This is a genomic window from Ruegeria sp. CDSB114, from assembly GCF_059611025.1.
The window spans coordinates 319846-334760 of the sequence record NZ_JBXWOT010000003.1 but is presented as its reverse complement, the minus strand read 5'-3'; the positions used below and the strand labels follow the sequence as shown (position 1 = coordinate 334760).

Annotated in this window: 12 protein-coding genes; all 12 read left to right on the top strand. The window is 56.2% G+C overall.

Annotated features, from left to right (window positions below; genetic code table 11):
* Nucleotides 1-3 precede the first annotated feature (3 nt).
* The 12 genes from AC2FIP_RS10975 to AC2FIP_RS10920 all read left to right on the top strand — a co-directional run bounded on the left by AC2FIP_RS10975 (nt 4) and on the right by AC2FIP_RS10920 (nt 14907).
* A complete protein-coding gene (locus AC2FIP_RS10975) occupies nt 4-1152 on the top strand; it encodes a carbohydrate ABC transporter permease (protein WP_496786389.1) in 1149 nt (382 codons plus the stop codon).
* A gap of 9 nt (nt 1153-1161) precedes the next feature.
* Nucleotides 1162-2817 carry an alpha-amylase family glycosyl hydrolase gene (locus tag AC2FIP_RS10970; protein ID WP_496786388.1) on the top strand — a complete coding sequence of 552 codons (1656 nt, stop codon included), beginning with the start codon at nt 1162-1164 and terminating at the stop codon, nt 2815-2817.
* Nucleotides 2818-2820: 3 nt separating this feature from the next.
* Nucleotides 2821-3903: an ABC transporter ATP-binding protein gene (locus AC2FIP_RS10965; protein ID WP_496786386.1), complete on the top strand. Its 1083-nt coding sequence runs from the start codon at nt 2821-2823 to the stop codon at nt 3901-3903.
* An 84-nt stretch (nt 3904-3987) separates the two neighbouring features.
* A complete protein-coding gene (locus tag AC2FIP_RS10960; protein ID WP_496786385.1) occupies nt 3988-4740 on the top strand; it encodes a sugar phosphate isomerase/epimerase family protein in 753 nt (250 codons plus the stop codon).
* Complete coding sequence (locus tag AC2FIP_RS10955; protein WP_496786384.1) at nt 4740-5786, top strand: LacI family DNA-binding transcriptional regulator; 1047 nt, start codon at nt 4740-4742, stop codon at nt 5784-5786. The genes AC2FIP_RS10960 and AC2FIP_RS10955 overlap by 1 nt, the downstream gene beginning before the upstream one ends.
* A 22-nt stretch (nt 5787-5808) precedes the next feature.
* Nucleotides 5809-6558 carry a basic amino acid ABC transporter substrate-binding protein gene (locus AC2FIP_RS10950; protein ID WP_282027178.1) on the top strand — a complete coding sequence of 250 codons (750 nt, stop codon included), beginning with the start codon at nt 5809-5811 and terminating at the stop codon, nt 6556-6558.
* A gap of 65 nt (nt 6559-6623) precedes the next feature.
* On the top strand, nt 6624-8270 hold the full coding sequence (locus AC2FIP_RS10945) for an amino acid ABC transporter permease (protein ID WP_496786383.1): 1647 nt from the start codon (nt 6624-6626) through the stop codon (nt 8268-8270).
* Entirely contained in the window at nt 8267-10231 is a 1965-nt protein-coding gene (locus AC2FIP_RS10940; protein WP_496786381.1) for a beta-galactosidase, read from the top strand. Before AC2FIP_RS10945 ends, AC2FIP_RS10940 begins: the two co-directional genes overlap by 4 nt.
* 141 nt (nt 10232-10372) lie before the next feature.
* Nucleotides 10373-11497 carry an extracellular solute-binding protein gene (locus AC2FIP_RS10935; protein ID WP_142636144.1) on the top strand — a complete coding sequence of 375 codons (1125 nt, stop codon included), beginning with the start codon at nt 10373-10375 and terminating at the stop codon, nt 11495-11497.
* A 117-nt stretch (nt 11498-11614) separates the two neighbouring features.
* Nucleotides 11615-12727 (top strand): ABC transporter ATP-binding protein, encoded by a 1113-nt coding sequence (locus tag AC2FIP_RS10930; protein ID WP_142636146.1) that lies wholly within the window; start codon nt 11615-11617, stop codon nt 12725-12727.
* A gap of 12 nt (nt 12728-12739) precedes the next feature.
* On the top strand, nt 12740-13660 hold the full coding sequence (locus tag AC2FIP_RS10925) for an ABC transporter permease (RefSeq protein ID WP_142636148.1): 921 nt from the start codon (nt 12740-12742) through the stop codon (nt 13658-13660).
* Entirely contained in the window at nt 13657-14907 is a 1251-nt protein-coding gene (locus tag AC2FIP_RS10920; RefSeq protein WP_496786379.1) for an ABC transporter permease, read from the top strand. The genes AC2FIP_RS10925 and AC2FIP_RS10920 overlap by 4 nt, the downstream gene beginning before the upstream one ends.
* Nucleotides 14908-14915 lie beyond the last annotated feature (8 nt).

The following is a 14915-nucleotide window of genomic DNA, read 5'->3' as shown; positions in this document are numbered from 1 at the left end:
GCCATGAGCGATATAGCAGGAACCAAACCCGCCCTTCGCTGGGCTGTCCATGCCTCGGTGCTTTTTTTGGTTGTGCTCTGGGTGGTGCCGACGCTGGGGCTGTTGATCTCATCCTTTCGTACTGCCGACCAGATTGCCACAAGCGGCTGGTGGCGGTCGCTGTTCCCATCCGAGCAGAACCTGACCCTGCGCGCTGCAGCACCGGAAACTCAGGTGCTGGAGAACGGCGTTTACATGATCGAGGGCAACCTGTTTGAAACCGGCACGCAGGCGGCGATCTCGAAATGGGGCATCAGTTCTCGTGCGATCGATGATTTTGTACCGGGCGATACCGCGGAACTGCGTAGGGGTGGTACTATTACGGTGGATGCCGACGGCAAGTACCGGATGGAAAACACCGAAGAGTTCACCGGCAGTCGCGGCGTGCGCGTCTTTGTGACGGCGGAACTCCCTCCCGAGTTCACCCTGGCCAATTACCACAAGGTTCTGTTGGCAGAAGACAGCACGGACAGTATGGGACGGGCGTTTTTCAACACGCTGACGGTCACAGTTCCAGCGACGATCATTCCGATCCTAGTGGCCGCCTTTGCCGCCTATGCCTTGGCTTGGATGGATTTCCCCGGTCGGGCGCTGTTGATCGCTGCGGTTGTTGGCCTGTTGGTGGTGCCGCTGCAACTGGCACTGATCCCCTTGCTGAAATTTCACCTGAGTATCGGGATAGGCAAAGGTTATCTGGGAGTCTGGATGGCCCATACCGGGTTCGGGATGCCATTGGCCATCTACCTGTTGCGCAACTACATGGCTGGGCTGCCGCGCGATCTGATCGAAAACGCACGCGTTGATGGCGCGACCGAGTTCCAGATCTTTACCAAACTGATCCTGCCGCTCAGCTTTCCGGCGCTGGCGTCATTTGCGATCTTCCAGTTTCTCTGGACATGGAACGATCTGCTGGTCGCCAAGGTGTTCCTGATCGACGCCTCCGGCCAGACCACGGTGATGACAAACCGGATTGTCGAGCTGTTGGGCACGCGCGGTGGGAACTGGGAAATCCTTGCCACGGCGGCCTTCGTCTCGATCGCTGTGCCGCTGGCAGTCTTTTTCGCAATGCAAAAATACCTGGTCCGAGGCCTGCTGGCCGGGTCCGTAAAATAGAGGCGCCTGATGAACGTGCAGAATGCAGCAGAACTTTCCAAAGCAACTAAAGTGGCCGCCGACTGGTGGCGTGGTGGCGTCATCTATCAGATCTATCCGCGCAGCTTTCAGGACAGCAATGGCGACGGGATCGGAGACCTGAAAGGCATCACCCAGCGATTGGGCTACATTGCCTCTCTGGGCGTTGATGCGATCTGGATTTCGCCTTTCTTCAAATCTCCGATGAAGGATTTCGGATATGACGTCAGCGACTATCGCAATGTTGATCCGATGTTCGGCACGATGGAGGATTTCCGGGACCTGCTGGATCACGCCCATGCCCAGGGGTTGAAGGTGATGATTGATCTGGTTCTGTCGCATACGTCAGATCAGCACCCCTGGTTCAGCGAAAGCCGCGCCAGCCGTGAAAACGCCAAGTCCGACTGGTATGTCTGGGCCGATCCAAAACCGGACGGTACACCGCCGAACAACTGGTTGTCGATTTTCGGGGGCTCGGCCTGGCAGTGGGACTCGCGACGTTTGCAGTATTATTTGCACAACTTCCTCACCTCGCAGCCGGATCTGAACTTTCACTGTCCGGATGTGCAGGACGCATTGCTGGACGTCGCAAGATTCTGGCTTGATCTGGGTGTCGATGGATTTCGTCTGGATACAATCAACTTCTACTTCCACGACAAACAGTTGCGCGACAATCCCGCCTTGCCCGTGGATCAGCGCAATGCCTCAATCGCGCCGATGGTGAATCCGTATAACCATCAGGACCACCTGTTCTCCAAAAGCCAGCCCGAGAACATTGCTTTTCTGGAACGCCTGCGGGCCCTGACCGATCAATATGAAGATCGCGCCTGTCTGGGCGAGGTGGGCGACGCACAGCGTGGGCTTGAGATAATGGGCGAATACACCAGCGGTAGTAAGCGCATGCACATGTGCTATGCATTCGAGTTCCTTGAAAAGCGCGCTTTGACTGCCAGCTATGCACAGCAGGTATTTGATCAGCTCGAGGACAAAGCAGGTGATGCCTGGCCTTGCTGGGCATTTTCGAACCATGACGTGGAACGTCACGCGTCGCGTTGGCGTCTGGACGATGCAGCCGCCAGACAGCATGCAGTTTTGATGATGTGCATGCGCGGCTCGGCCTGCTTGTATCAAGGCGAAGAGTTGGGCCTGCCCGAGGCGGACGTGGCCTTTGACGATCTGCAAGACCCGTATGGCGTCGAATTCTGGCCCGAGTTCAAGGGCCGCGACGGATGCCGGACGCCGATGGTTTGGGCTGCGCAGGATGAACAATCGGGCTTTAGCACCGGCAAGCCTTGGTTGCCTGTCAGTGACCCTCAGGCCGAGCGTGCCGTGGATCGATCAGAGGCCGAGCCCGAATCTATGCTTCACCATTATCGTCGTGCGATTGCATTCCGCCATGCCCATTCGGCTTTGATGTTGGGGCCGCAAAAGAACATGACGCAGATCGGGACCGTTCTGACCTTCACACGTGAAGATCATGCAGAAGAGGTGTTCTGCGCATTTAACCTCGGTACCGAACGTTCCGAAGTAATTTTGCCAGACGGGAACTGGCGCGTGATCGGGGAAGAGTTGGGCGGCGTCGCAGGAACGGGGACAGTGTCTCTGGGTGCTGCACAATTCTGCCTGCTGTTGAGGGAGAAGGAATAAACCATGTCAGAGCTAAACCTCACAGATGTCGCCAAAACCTATGGCAATGTGGATGTTCTTCAGAACATCAATCTTGAGATTGAGCGGGGCGAGTTGATCGTTTTTGTCGGGCCTTCGGGCTGTGGCAAATCCACCTTGCTGCGCATGGTCGCCGGGTTGGAAAAGATCTCGGGCGGAACGCTCGAGATTGAAGGGCAGGTGATGAACGATGTGCCGCCAGCACAGCGAGGCATCGCGATGGTTTTCCAAAGCTATGCGCTGTACCCGCATATGACCGTTCGCGAAAACATGGCCTTTGCGCTGAAGATAGCCAAAATGCCGGCGGCTGAAGTTGGCGCCGCGGTCGATCGGGCGGCCCGCATCCTACAGCTTGAACCTTATCTGGACCGGTTGCCCAAAGCGCTATCCGGCGGTCAGCGTCAGCGTGTCGCAATCGGGCGCGCCATTGTGCGTGACCCCAAGGTTTACCTGTTCGACGAACCGCTTTCGAACCTGGACGCGGCGCTGCGTGTCGCCACCCGGATCGAAATCGCCCGTCTGAAAGAGGCGATGCCGGACAGCACGATGATCTATGTCACCCATGATCAGGTCGAAGCGATGACCCTGGCCAGCCGTATCGTTGTGCTAGCCAACAAAGGGATCGCCCAAGTTGGCACGCCGCTGGAGCTGTATGAGACGCCCGACAATGAGTTTGTCGCGCAATTCATCGGTTCACCAGCAATGAACCTGCTGCCCGGAGTGATCACTCAAACTGGTGCGCAGACTGTCGTAAAACTGGACGGTGGCGGAAAGGCCGTTTCGGCGATTGCAACCGAGGCCGATGACGAAGGCAAGCAGGTGAAGATTGGCGTGCGCCCTGAAGATTTTGTGTCCGTTGACAGCGATCCAATTCTCGAAGGAGTCGTAGACTTTACCGAGGCTTTGGGCGAGGTGACGCTGTTATACTTCGCGGTCGAGGATGGGACGGATGCCCTTATTGCCAAGCTTCCGGGCGTTCAGAAGAATATGCGGGGCAAGACTGTGATGGTCTCTGCGAATCCTGACAAGGTTCATTTGTTCCATCAGGGGGTTTCCATGCGGAAATAACCCTTTCCAACACGGTTCTTGACAAGACCCCTGATGCTGTTTCAACTTGATTGAAACGTTTCATTTTGTGGTAGAACCGTGAAAATGCGAGTTTCAGCGCAGTTATACACAGTCCGGCAGGTTGGGGATTTGGCGGCCCAGCTTGACTTGGTGCGCACCTGCGGGTTCACCGATATTGAAACGGTCGGGTTCCACGATCTTACCCCCAGGCAGGTTACCAATGTGGTTAGACAGGCTGGTTTCACTGTTCGATCGGCCCATTTTGACTGGAAAGAATTTGAAACACGGTTTGATGACATTCTTAGAATGCTTGAAGCTTTGGAATGCCCTGTGGCGGTCATGCCTTGGCTGTCGCCCAAGGCTCGGCCCGACACAGCTGAGGGATGGAAGGCAGTGTCGGGCCGGTTGTCGGAATGGGCTGATGCCTTGTCGACAAACGGTGTGCGCCTTGCCTATCATAACCACGATTTTGACCTTGCCGATCTTGGGCAGGGCTCGCCATTGGATATGGTCCTGTCGCATGAGGCCATTGGATGGCAGCCGGATATCGGTTGGCTATATTCGGCGCTTTCTGACCCCGCTGCACTGCTGAGCCGTTATTCCGACCGGATCGTCTCCGTGCATGCTAAAGACGTCGATCCATTGGCCGGACAAGGCGACGAGTGCTGGCGAAATCTGGGGCAGGGGGTTGTGGACTGGCCTCTGGTCCTGCGTGTTCTGGCTGACAGTCCCTGCGCTGACCTTTTTGTGGAACATGATAAAACTGCCGATCACGCGCAAACATTGCAGACGGGGCATGACCTGTTGATGCGAATGCGCAGCGTTGAGGTGACATAGTGGCGCGCGCGACGATCAAGTCGATTGCAAAGCAGACGGGGTTTTCTGTCGGAACCGTCTCGAACGCGCTGCGTGGTGCGGAAACCGTCAAGAAAGAAACGCGGCAGATGATTCAGTCCGCCGCCGAACAGCTTGGATACCGGGTCAATCTGGACGGGCTGAAGCTGCGGACAAAAAAGTCCTATCGCATCGGTGTTCTGGTCAGCGTGTCACCTGATTCAGATGAAGAATGGGAAGGCGTCGAATTCACACGCATTGTCGCGGGTATTTCGCGGGCTTTGAAAGGGTCGCGTTATGAGCTTGGCGTTCACAGCGTGGCGGGCCAGCAGGGAACGATGGCGACGCTGAAGGAAATCGTTCAGAACGGATTGGCAGACGGGGTGATATTCTCGGGTACGCGCCACGCCGATCCGCGCATTGCCTATCTGCAACAGAATGGTTTCCCCTTTGTCACCATGGGTATGAGCGACAGCGGCAGATCACATGCCTATGTCGATATCGACAGTCAGGCAGCAGGTCACGATGCAACGCGACGACTGCTAGCCTTGGGGCATCGCCGGATTGCCCTGGTGAACCCGCCGGATGACCTGGTTTATGCGACGCAACGTCGAACGGGCTATGCCCAGGCGTTCAGAGCGTCCGGTCTGGCCGTTGACCCGGCCCTGATCTTCAGCGGGCCTACGACCGCGCGAACGGGGTATAATGCCTTTGAAGCTTTGATGCGGCTATCCGACAGGCCAACCGCGATCATCTGCGCGAACGAAGCCATGACCCTGGGTGTGCTTTCTGCTGCCCATGCGGCGGGTGTTGAGGTCGGCCGCGAACTGACCGTGATCTCGACCGATGATCTGCAACTTAGCCGTTATTTTGTCCCTCCGCCCAGCACTTATTACGTCCCTATTGAGGAAACCAGTCGATTGCTGGGTGAGTATATGCTCAAGGCTTTGGACGGGGTTGACCCGTCCGAAACACAAAAAAAGATCAGGGCCATTTTGATCGAGCGGCAACCTGACACAGTCGCGCCAGAAGCGGCGCTAAACACCTGAACCAACAAAGGAGTAACCGGAGATGTTAAGAAACCTATTTGCCGCCGCCGCCCTGACCGCGCTTGCCGCGCCTGCTGTGTTTGCAGCGGATCTTGAAGGGCGCGTACTTAAGATAGGAACAGATGCCACCTATCCGCCCATGGAAACGGTCGATGAGTCCACGGGTCAGATTGTGGGATTTGACGTCGATGTGATGAATGCGATCTGCGAAAAGGTGAACTGCGTTCCGAATTTCGTGAATACAGCCTGGGACGGAATTTTCGCCGCGCTTCAGCAAGGAGAGTTCGACCTCGTGATCTCGGGCGTCTCGATCACGCCTGAACGCGAAGAAAACATGGATTTTTCCGAGCCTTATATCATTGTTAGCCAGGCCATCCTGCTGCAGGTCGATAATGCCGACATGACGTTGGATGACTTCAAAGCAGGCGGTCAGAAACTGGCCGCGCAGACCGGCACCACCAATGCCCAGCTGGCCGAAGAGCTGGTCGGACGCGAGAATGTCAGCCTGTATGACAATTTCTCTGCAGCGATCCTGGCTTTGCAGAATGCTGACGTACAGGGGGTGATCATTGATGGAACCTCGGCATCGGCATATGAACAGGAATTTGCCGGGGAATTGGCTGTAGGCATCACAGGCCTTCAGTCTGATCCACTGGGTATTGTGTTTCAGGAAGGTGACGCAACCGTTGACGCCATAAACGAAGGGCTGGCCGCCATTCAGGCAGACGGTACGATGGACGCATTGGTTGCCAAATACTGGGGCACTGAATGAGCCGTTGAAACCCTTTCTGACCCGGCGGGAAAACCTGCCGGGTCAAGCATAACCCGAGGGACGCCATGATCCGCCTAAGCTCGATCCGGCCGAGTAATCTTGTTTTGCTCGCCGCTGCCCCGTTCATCATCTACCTGTTTGCCTCATCCTCGAAATATCTGAGGTCATTGGTTGCCATTTTGGGGATTGGTGAAAATGCGGGGCCCATTTTTGTTGGGTTTCTTCTGATACTGGCTGTGGCCATATTGGCCTATCTCTCGGCGCGCCGCATCCGGTTTCAAACCATAGCGCCGAACTGGTTGAGGGTTGCGGCGGTTTTGGCAATCCCGGCCTCGGTCGGGTTGGCGATCCTTGGACTTGTCCAGCCTCAGGTGCTGATGCCCTTTGCGGAATCCGTCTTCTTTAATGCGCTCAGCGAAAACACGTCTGAGTTCATTGACCGATCTTCGCAACCTTGGGTCTTGTTCCCCGAGATCGTCGCAAAGGTGCAAATGAGATTACAGGCCCTGCTGGTAGGGTTTGCGATGGTGGTTGCGGTGATCCCTCTTACGGCCCGTTTCCCACAATCCATGAAAGTCTATGTTCAGATTGGACTCGAACTGCTGACCGGGCTGGTTTTGTTTTACCTGATGTTTCTGGCGCATTGGCAATTTGCGACCGGGGTCGCGATAACGTTCCGTGCAGCGATCTTTGCCTATATCTTTGCGGCCATTATGGGTCTGGTCTGGGTCGGTTTGCAGTCCTTCAAGCCCAAAGCTCGGACAACCGTTGTCTATGGGTCCATCAGCCTGACACTATTGGCCGTGTCGGCGTTCTTTTTTATGCAACCAAAGGTGAGCTTTGTTCTGGTTGGCAGTACTGAAGCAAGAATTGCCATTGTTCGGGGTACGCCGCAGGCCCAGGCGGATTTGATCCGCTTCGGAGAGTTCGACGGAGGTGAAGGCCAACAGTATCGCATTCGCAGCGCCCCCGATGCCGTCTCTGCACTGGATCAGATCACAACCGTCGACAGCGTATCTGGTGCTTTTGTTCCGGCTGGCGTTCATACGCAGGGCTATCCGGTGATCTGGCAATCCAGTTTTCTGCCAGACAAGTTTCGTAACCCGGCGCTGACTTTTGCGGTTTTTGGGTTTTTGCTTCTGACACTGACGGTCGGAGGCGCACAGCACAAGCTGCATCCGCTGGCTGTAGGGGCCGAGTTTTTTGTCGATACCATTCGCGGCATTCCAATGCTGGTCATCATCCTTTATATCGGCTTGCCGCTTGCCGGTGCGGTCAAGGATGCGACAGGTGGCGGCATCGACATGACCAACATGACTCGCGGCATCATCGCCATTTCCATAGGGTATTCGGCCTATATGGCCGAGATTTTCCGATCAGGGATTGAGGCCATCCCACGAGGTCAGATCGAAGCAGGCGGCTCGCTTGGGCTGTCCCGCTGGCAAACTGCCCGGCTGATCATCCTGCCGCAGGCGTTGCGCATCGTGACGCCGCCTTTGGGCAATGAGTTTATCGCGATGATCAAAGATACCTCATTGCTGTCTATCCTGTCGGTTCGCGACATGACCCAACGCATGCGCGAGTTTCAGGCCTCAAGTTTTCTGCCCTTCGCGCCATTCAACACAGCGGCGATCCTCTATGTCGTGGTGACGCTTGGTTGCGCTAGTTTCCTCAAATGGATCGAACGCCGCAGCGCACGGGTAAACCGATGAGCAGGCTTGAGCTGGGCGTTTGCTATTACCCCGAGCAATGGGACAAATCGCTGTGGCGCGACGATGCTAAGCGCATGGTCGATATGGGATTGGATTGGGTTCGGATTGCTGAATTCACCTGGGGCCTGATCGAGCCGGAAAGAGGCCGGTTTGAATGGGGCTGGCTGGACGAGGTAATTGGAATTCTGGGCGATGCCGGTTTGCGCGTGATGATGTCGACGCCTACGGCTGCACCTCCGAAATGGCTAGTGGATGACTGCCCTGAGATCCTGCCAGTGGGGCCGGATGGCCGGGTGCGTGGGTTCGGGTCGCGCCGACACTATTGTTTTTCCAGCGATATCTACCTGACCGAGGCCCGTCGGATCACCACGGAATATGCCCGTCGATATGGCGAAAATCCATTTGTTTGTGCTTGGCAGATCGACAATGAATATAACGATCACGATACGGTTCTGAGCTATTCCAATGCCGCTCGCACCGGTTTTCGCAGATGGTTGCAAGACCGCTACGGTACGATTGAGGCGCTTAACCGAACATGGGGGACAGTGTTTTGGGGGTCGCTCTATTCCGATTTTGATCAGATCGAACTGCCCATAAGTTTGGTGGCCAGCCCGAACCCGACCCATGCTCTGGATTTTGCCCGCTATTCTTCGGATCGGGTGCGGGATTTCAATCGTGCTCAGGCGGATATTCTGCGCAGGTTTGCGCCGGGGCGCGATATTACCCATAATTTCATGGCAGGCAGCTTTGAGTTCGACCATCACGCTGTTGCGGCGGATCTGGATGTGGTCGGTTTTGACAGCTATCCGCTGGGCAACCTGTTGGGATCGTCACTGTCTGATGAAGACAAACGTCGATACTTGCGAACAGGCGCGCCGGACTATCAGGGGTTTCACTGCGATTTGTATCGCAGCCAGGGCAGGGGCCGAATGTGGGTTCTGGAACAACAGCCCGGTCCGGTGGACTGGGCCGAAAAGAACCCCTCGCCTGCGGATGGGATGGTCAGGCTTTGGACGTGGGCCGCTTTTGCCCACGGTGCACAGGCAGTTATGTTCTTCCGATGGCGCCAGGCGAAGTTCGCGCAGGAACAATTCCACACGGCGCTTCTGCGATCGGATGGCAGCCCGGATCAGGCCGCGCTGGAACTGGCGCAGGTTGCACAAGAGCGTGCTGCCCTGCCGGAAGTCACCCGGCAGAAGGCAGCTGTGGCAATTCTGTTGGATTACGAATCCATTTGGGCTGCAGATATCCTGCCGCATGATGACGCATTCCCGAATGCCGGGATTTTCCGGGTTTGGTATGCTGGCCTGCGTGCATTGGGGGTCGATCTGGATTTCGTTGGACCCGATGATGATCTGACAGGGTATTCATTGATCGTATTGCCGCAAAACATGATCATCTCGCCCGATCTGGCAAAGAGACTGCGCCACAGCCTGGCCAAATTGCTGATCGGTGCCCGTGCGGGCAGCAAGACTGTGGACATGTGGACCCCTGAAAATCTCGCTCCCGGAGAGTTGGCCGATCTTGCAGGGATAAAAGTCATACGGGTCGAATCCCTGCCGGATCTGGCGGGTGAATCCGTAAGCCTCGAGAACGCCGGAACCTTTGATTTTAAGGGCTGGCGGGAAGTCATCGAGACCGAAAATCAGGTAATCGCGCATTTCGTAAGTGCTTACAGGGCTGGCAGTCCGGCGATTGTGCAATCGGACCGGGCTATGTACCTGGCGATGATCCCAAACGGACCGTTGCTACGGGCGACCCTGATTGAAGCGCTGACATGGACGGGCCTTCCGATACGGGAATGTGACCCGGACCTTCGTGTTACACAGCGGGGTGACCTCGGCTTTGCGTTCAACTTCGGGGCTGCCGCACAGGTTCTGCCGGATGACAAAAATCGGCAATATATTGTTGGTACTTCAGAAATCCCATCCTATGGTGTCTCAGTCTGGAAGTGGAAGTAAACCAGAGCTTGCGGACATGATTGCAAACTGGACCTATGAATTCTGCAAACTGTCACTTTTGGACTGACAGCTTTGCAGCAACCCTCTAGCCTGTGATTGCATAACAATAGGACTGAAAGTCCAACTATGGGAGAATCGAATATGGCCGAACGGAAAAACCTTTCCAGACGTACTATCTTGAAGAGCGCAGGGGCGGCAGCACTTGCTGCACCGCTGTACAGCAAAAGCGCGCTGGCGTCCTCGGGTGAGATCAACATTCTGATGTGGTCCGATTACCTGCCGCCAGCATTCTTGCAGGAATTCGAGACACTGACCGGAATTAAGGTGAACTATACCGGTATCGGGTCGAACGAAGAAATCATCAACAAGATGAAGGCCACCAAGGGTCAGGGTTTCGACATCGTGTCGCCGACCAATAACCGATCTTTGCAGTGGGAACCGCTTGAGCTATTGCAGCCTTTTGACATGAACAAGGTTCCGATTGATCTGGTGAACCCGGCGATGGCCGCGATTGGTACAGATGCCTGGAACTTTGCCGACTCGGGCGTGCACTGGTTGCCGCATATCTGGGGCACCGAAGGCATCGCATATCGGACTGACCTGTGGCTGCCTGAAGGTGATGCACCGTCCTATGGCGATGTCTGGTCCGAGGCAAACGCAGGTAAAACCATGGGCCGCGCGCACTCGATGATGCTGGGCGCAGGCCTGTATATGGAGCGCGCAGGCGAGATGGAGCCCGGTTCCGTCTGGGCCGCTTATGGCGACGAAGATACCATGCGCAAGGTTTGGGGTCAGATCGCAGATTGGTGCATCGAACGTAAAAACCGCATCAAGCTGATCTGGAACGACGCCGACACACAGAAGAACGGTCTGTTGAACGAAGGCGTGATTGTTGGTCAGACATGGGATGGCCCGCCGCTGGCACTTAAATCTGCAGGTGAGCCTGTGCATTATCAGGCTCCGGTTGAAGGGGCGATGGCCTGGGTTGATGGTATGGCAATTCCAACAGGTGCTGCCAATATCGACCAGATCTATGCCTTCATCGACTTTGCCTACCAGGCCAAACCGGCCGGTGTTGCGATCGACAGCCACGGGTACAACTCGCCCGTTCTGGGTGCCGACCAATATTCGGGCGACACCTACAAGAAGAACTTCGCCGAAGCCTATCCGGGCGACTCGCTGGCCAACCTCAATCCGTGGCCGGCCGAAGCGCCCTGGTATGCGGAAACCCGGACCGAGTTCGTCAACAAGTTCAAAAGCGCCTGATAGCTTTTCAAAAAAGTGCCCTCCGCCAAACGCGGGGGGCTCCCAACCCGCACGCCACTGCGTGACGGAACCCATTTGGGTGCGCACCACCAAGCGCATCAATCGGAGATACCAAAAATGAGTGCAGGGGTCGGTGTAGATCTTGAAAACCTGTGGATCCGTTTCGGCGATTTTGTCGCGGTGCGGGACGCAAATGTGAACATAAACGGGGGCGATTTCTTTTCGTTCCTGGGGCCATCCGGTTGCGGCAAGACAACGATTTTGCGCGCTGTTTCGGGGTTTCTGGACCCCAGCGAGGGCAAGGTTCTGATCGGTGGTAATGACATGCGCGGCATCGGGCCTAACAAGCGCCCGACTGCCCTGATCTTTCAGAACCTCGCGCTGTTTCCCCTGATGAAAGTCTGGGAAAACATCACTTTCTCGATGGAGATCAAAGGCGCCAGCGCGGCCGAGCGCCGCAAGCGGGCCGATGAGCTATTGGACATGATCGCGCTGCCGGGCCAGGGCGACAAACTGCCCAGCGAACTTTCGGGCGGTCAGCGTCAGCGTGTGGCGATTGCCCGCGCGCTGTGTGCCGAACCCGATGTACTGCTGCTGGATGAACCTCTTTCGGCGCTGGACCTGAAGCTGCGCCAGCATATGCGCACCGAGCTGCGCGAGATTCAAAAGCGTGTTGGTATCACCTTCATCTACATCACCCACGACCAGGGCGAAGCGCTGACCATGTCGGACAATATCGCCGTAATGCGTGCAGGAGTGATCGACCAGATTGCCGATGGCAAGACAATTTACAATGACCCCAACACGGCTTTTGCGGCCTCGTTCGTGGGCGAAAACAACGTTTTCCGCGGCAAGATCAAACAAGTCATGGGAGATGAGGCGCTGATTGCAACCAACCGATCCGGCGATCTGGTTGCACGGATTTCCACTGTAAATCAGGGTAAGCTGAAAGAAGGCGATGACGCGATGATGTTCATTCGCCCCGAGGCGCTGGCGATTGCCCCGGACGGTGCAGTGGGCGACCATTTTGTAACCGCCCGCGTGAACCATGAAGAATTCGAAGGTAACGCCTTCAATATTTTCACCGAAGGCGATGGCGGCAAGGAAATTAAGGTATCGCTGCCCAATCTAGGCCAATCTTTCGATGACCATACCGGGCAGACCATCACGTTGGAATATCAGACCCATAATGCGGTTCTGGTTCCAGCGGGTGAGCTGGCTGCGGAATAAGGGGATAAAAATATGCCCCATTTTCTGAAAGAATTCTTCAACCGCAACGGCACCGGCATGGGATTGATGATACTCGGTTTGGTCCTGTTCTGGACCATCGGCCTGATCATCCTGCCGCAGCTGTCGATGCTGGATTTCTCATTCCGGCCAAACCTGCCCCCGCCCGAGATCGGGGGGCCAAAAGATGTCTATACGCTGGAGAACTACAAATACCTGATCTATGGCCCGGAAGGCGGCAGCCAGGACTATAACGCCGTCGATCTGAGGGTGTTTTTCCGCACCCTTCTGGCCGCGGTATGCGTTACGATTTTCAACCTGATCCTGTGCTATCCGATCGCCTATTATCTGGGTCAGTCCAAGGGCAGTCACATCCGCATCTTTGCGATCATGCTGATCATCCCCTACTGGATCAATGAGATCCTGCGCGCCTTTGCCCTGCGGATCATCTTTGGCGAAACCGGTGTACTGAACACGCTGTTCACTGGGCTGGGGGTCTGGGATATGCCGTTTGATTTCATCCGCAATGACATCGCGCTCTATGCCGGGCTGGGCTATGCCTATATCCTGCTGATGATCTTCCCGATGTATAACGTCATAGAAAGTCTGGATAAAAACCAGATCGAGGCGGCGCGAGATTTGGGAGCCCCCTGGTGGCGTATCCATTGGCGCGTGGTCATTCCCTATGCCAAGCCAGGGATCAGTTCGGGCTGTACTATGGTGTTCATGCTGTCCGCGGGTGCGCTGGCCGCGCCGCAAATTCTGGGCGGGCCGTCCTCCCTGTGGTTCACGCAGCTGATCTATCAGCAGTTCAACGACAACAATGACTGGCCGCAGGGTGCCGCCTACGCCATCGTTCTGCTGGTGACCTGTATCTTGTTCGTGCTGGCCGTAATGCGCCTGTTCAAGGTGAATATGGGGGATATCGGGAAATGAAATTGTCCTTCCTCCGTGTAAGCATCTGGGTCTACCTGGTGCTGTTCTTCCTGTACCTTCTGGGTCCGCTGGTGATCATGTCGGTCACGGCCTTCAACTCGTCCGAATTCCCAAGGATGACACCGTGGGAGTGTCTGACCTTCCAGTGGTTCGGCGAATTGTTTCAGGACCAACGCATCCTGAACGGCATCAAGAACTCACTGATCATCGGCGCCGGAACGGTGGTTCTATCGGTGGCGATGGGTCTAGCGGGCGCGCTGATGCTGACGCAGATCTGGCCGAAACTGCGTGCGACCTACTATACGGTCATCATCGCGCCGATCCTGATCCCGGGCGTTGTTCTGGGTATCTCGACACTGGTGTTCTGGGACCGGATCAACCGGATGTTGGGCTTGGGTGCCGACAGTTTCCTGTCAAACGGGATATTCCTGACGGTGATCGGCCAATCCACCTTTATCGCCAGCTATTGCATGCTGGTGCTGGTGGCACGGTTGCAGCGCTATGATATGGCGCTGACCGAGGCCGCGCTGGATCTGGGTGCTACCCATGCTCAGGCGTTCCGCAAGATCATGCTTCCGTTCATGCGTCCGGCGATTGCCAGCGCGGCAGTGCTGGCGTTCTTGGCCTCGTTCGAGAACTACAACACCACCACCTTCACCTTTGGTGAATACCCGACGCTGACCATCGAACTGGCGCAGAAGGTGCGCTATGGCATCACGCCCTCGATCTCGGCGCTGGCCTTCATCATCGTGGCGCTGACGGTGTTCTTTGCCCTGCTGAACGAGGCCAAGCTGAAGCGACAGGAACTGGTGGCTGCTGCACGCAAGAACGCCACGGTCGAGGAACTGGCGGGCAAGATCAAGCTTCCCAGCTTCTTTGCCGGGAACCTTGCTGCGGTTCTGCTGGTTGTCTTTGCGGTTGCCACGATCACTGTGGTCGGAACCGCAACCGCCTACAATCCGGCTCAGTGTGTCGCAGATGTCAAAGAGCAAAAGCGCCTTGAAGCTGATCTGCGTATTCAAGAGCTGCGCAAGCAGCGCGAAGAACAGCGCAAAAAGCGCGAGGCGGAAGCGGCTGAGCAAGAGGGAGAGGGTGCGCAGGAATCGGCCCCGAAACCCTCAAATAACAGCGGTTTCGGCAATGTGTTTGCGCCGAATACTCTGGGTGACGAAGAAGAGGATTCTGGTACTGAAACGCCTTCGGGCAATGGCGGTGCCTTTGATCCCAACAGTTTGCAGGCGAACTAAGCGCCTCG

Excerpts from the sequence above, each read along its gene's own strand:
- AC2FIP_RS10975 (WP_496786389.1), top strand. The coding sequence starts at position 4 with ATGAGCGATATAGCAGGAACCAAACCCGCCCTTCGCTGGGCTGTCCAT.
- AC2FIP_RS10970 (WP_496786388.1), top strand. The coding sequence starts at position 1,162 with ATGAACGTGCAGAATGCAGCAGAACTTTCCAAAGCAACTAAAGTGGCC.
- AC2FIP_RS10965 (WP_496786386.1), top strand. The coding sequence starts at position 2,821 with ATGTCAGAGCTAAACCTCACAGATGTCGCCAAAACCTATGGCAATGTG.
- AC2FIP_RS10960 (WP_496786385.1), top strand. The coding sequence starts at position 3,988 with ATGCGAGTTTCAGCGCAGTTATACACAGTCCGGCAGGTTGGGGATTTG.
- AC2FIP_RS10950 (WP_282027178.1), top strand. The coding sequence starts at position 5,809 with ATGTTAAGAAACCTATTTGCCGCCGCCGCCCTGACCGCGCTTGCCGCG.
- AC2FIP_RS10945 (WP_496786383.1), top strand. The coding sequence starts at position 6,624 with ATGATCCGCCTAAGCTCGATCCGGCCGAGTAATCTTGTTTTGCTCGCC.
- AC2FIP_RS10940 (WP_496786381.1), top strand. The coding sequence starts at position 8,267 with ATGAGCAGGCTTGAGCTGGGCGTTTGCTATTACCCCGAGCAATGGGAC.
- AC2FIP_RS10935 (WP_142636144.1), top strand. The coding sequence starts at position 10,373 with ATGGCCGAACGGAAAAACCTTTCCAGACGTACTATCTTGAAGAGCGCA.
- AC2FIP_RS10930 (WP_142636146.1), top strand. The coding sequence starts at position 11,615 with ATGAGTGCAGGGGTCGGTGTAGATCTTGAAAACCTGTGGATCCGTTTC.
- AC2FIP_RS10925 (WP_142636148.1), top strand. The coding sequence starts at position 12,740 with ATGCCCCATTTTCTGAAAGAATTCTTCAACCGCAACGGCACCGGCATG.
- AC2FIP_RS10920 (WP_496786379.1), top strand. The coding sequence starts at position 13,657 with ATGAAATTGTCCTTCCTCCGTGTAAGCATCTGGGTCTACCTGGTGCTG.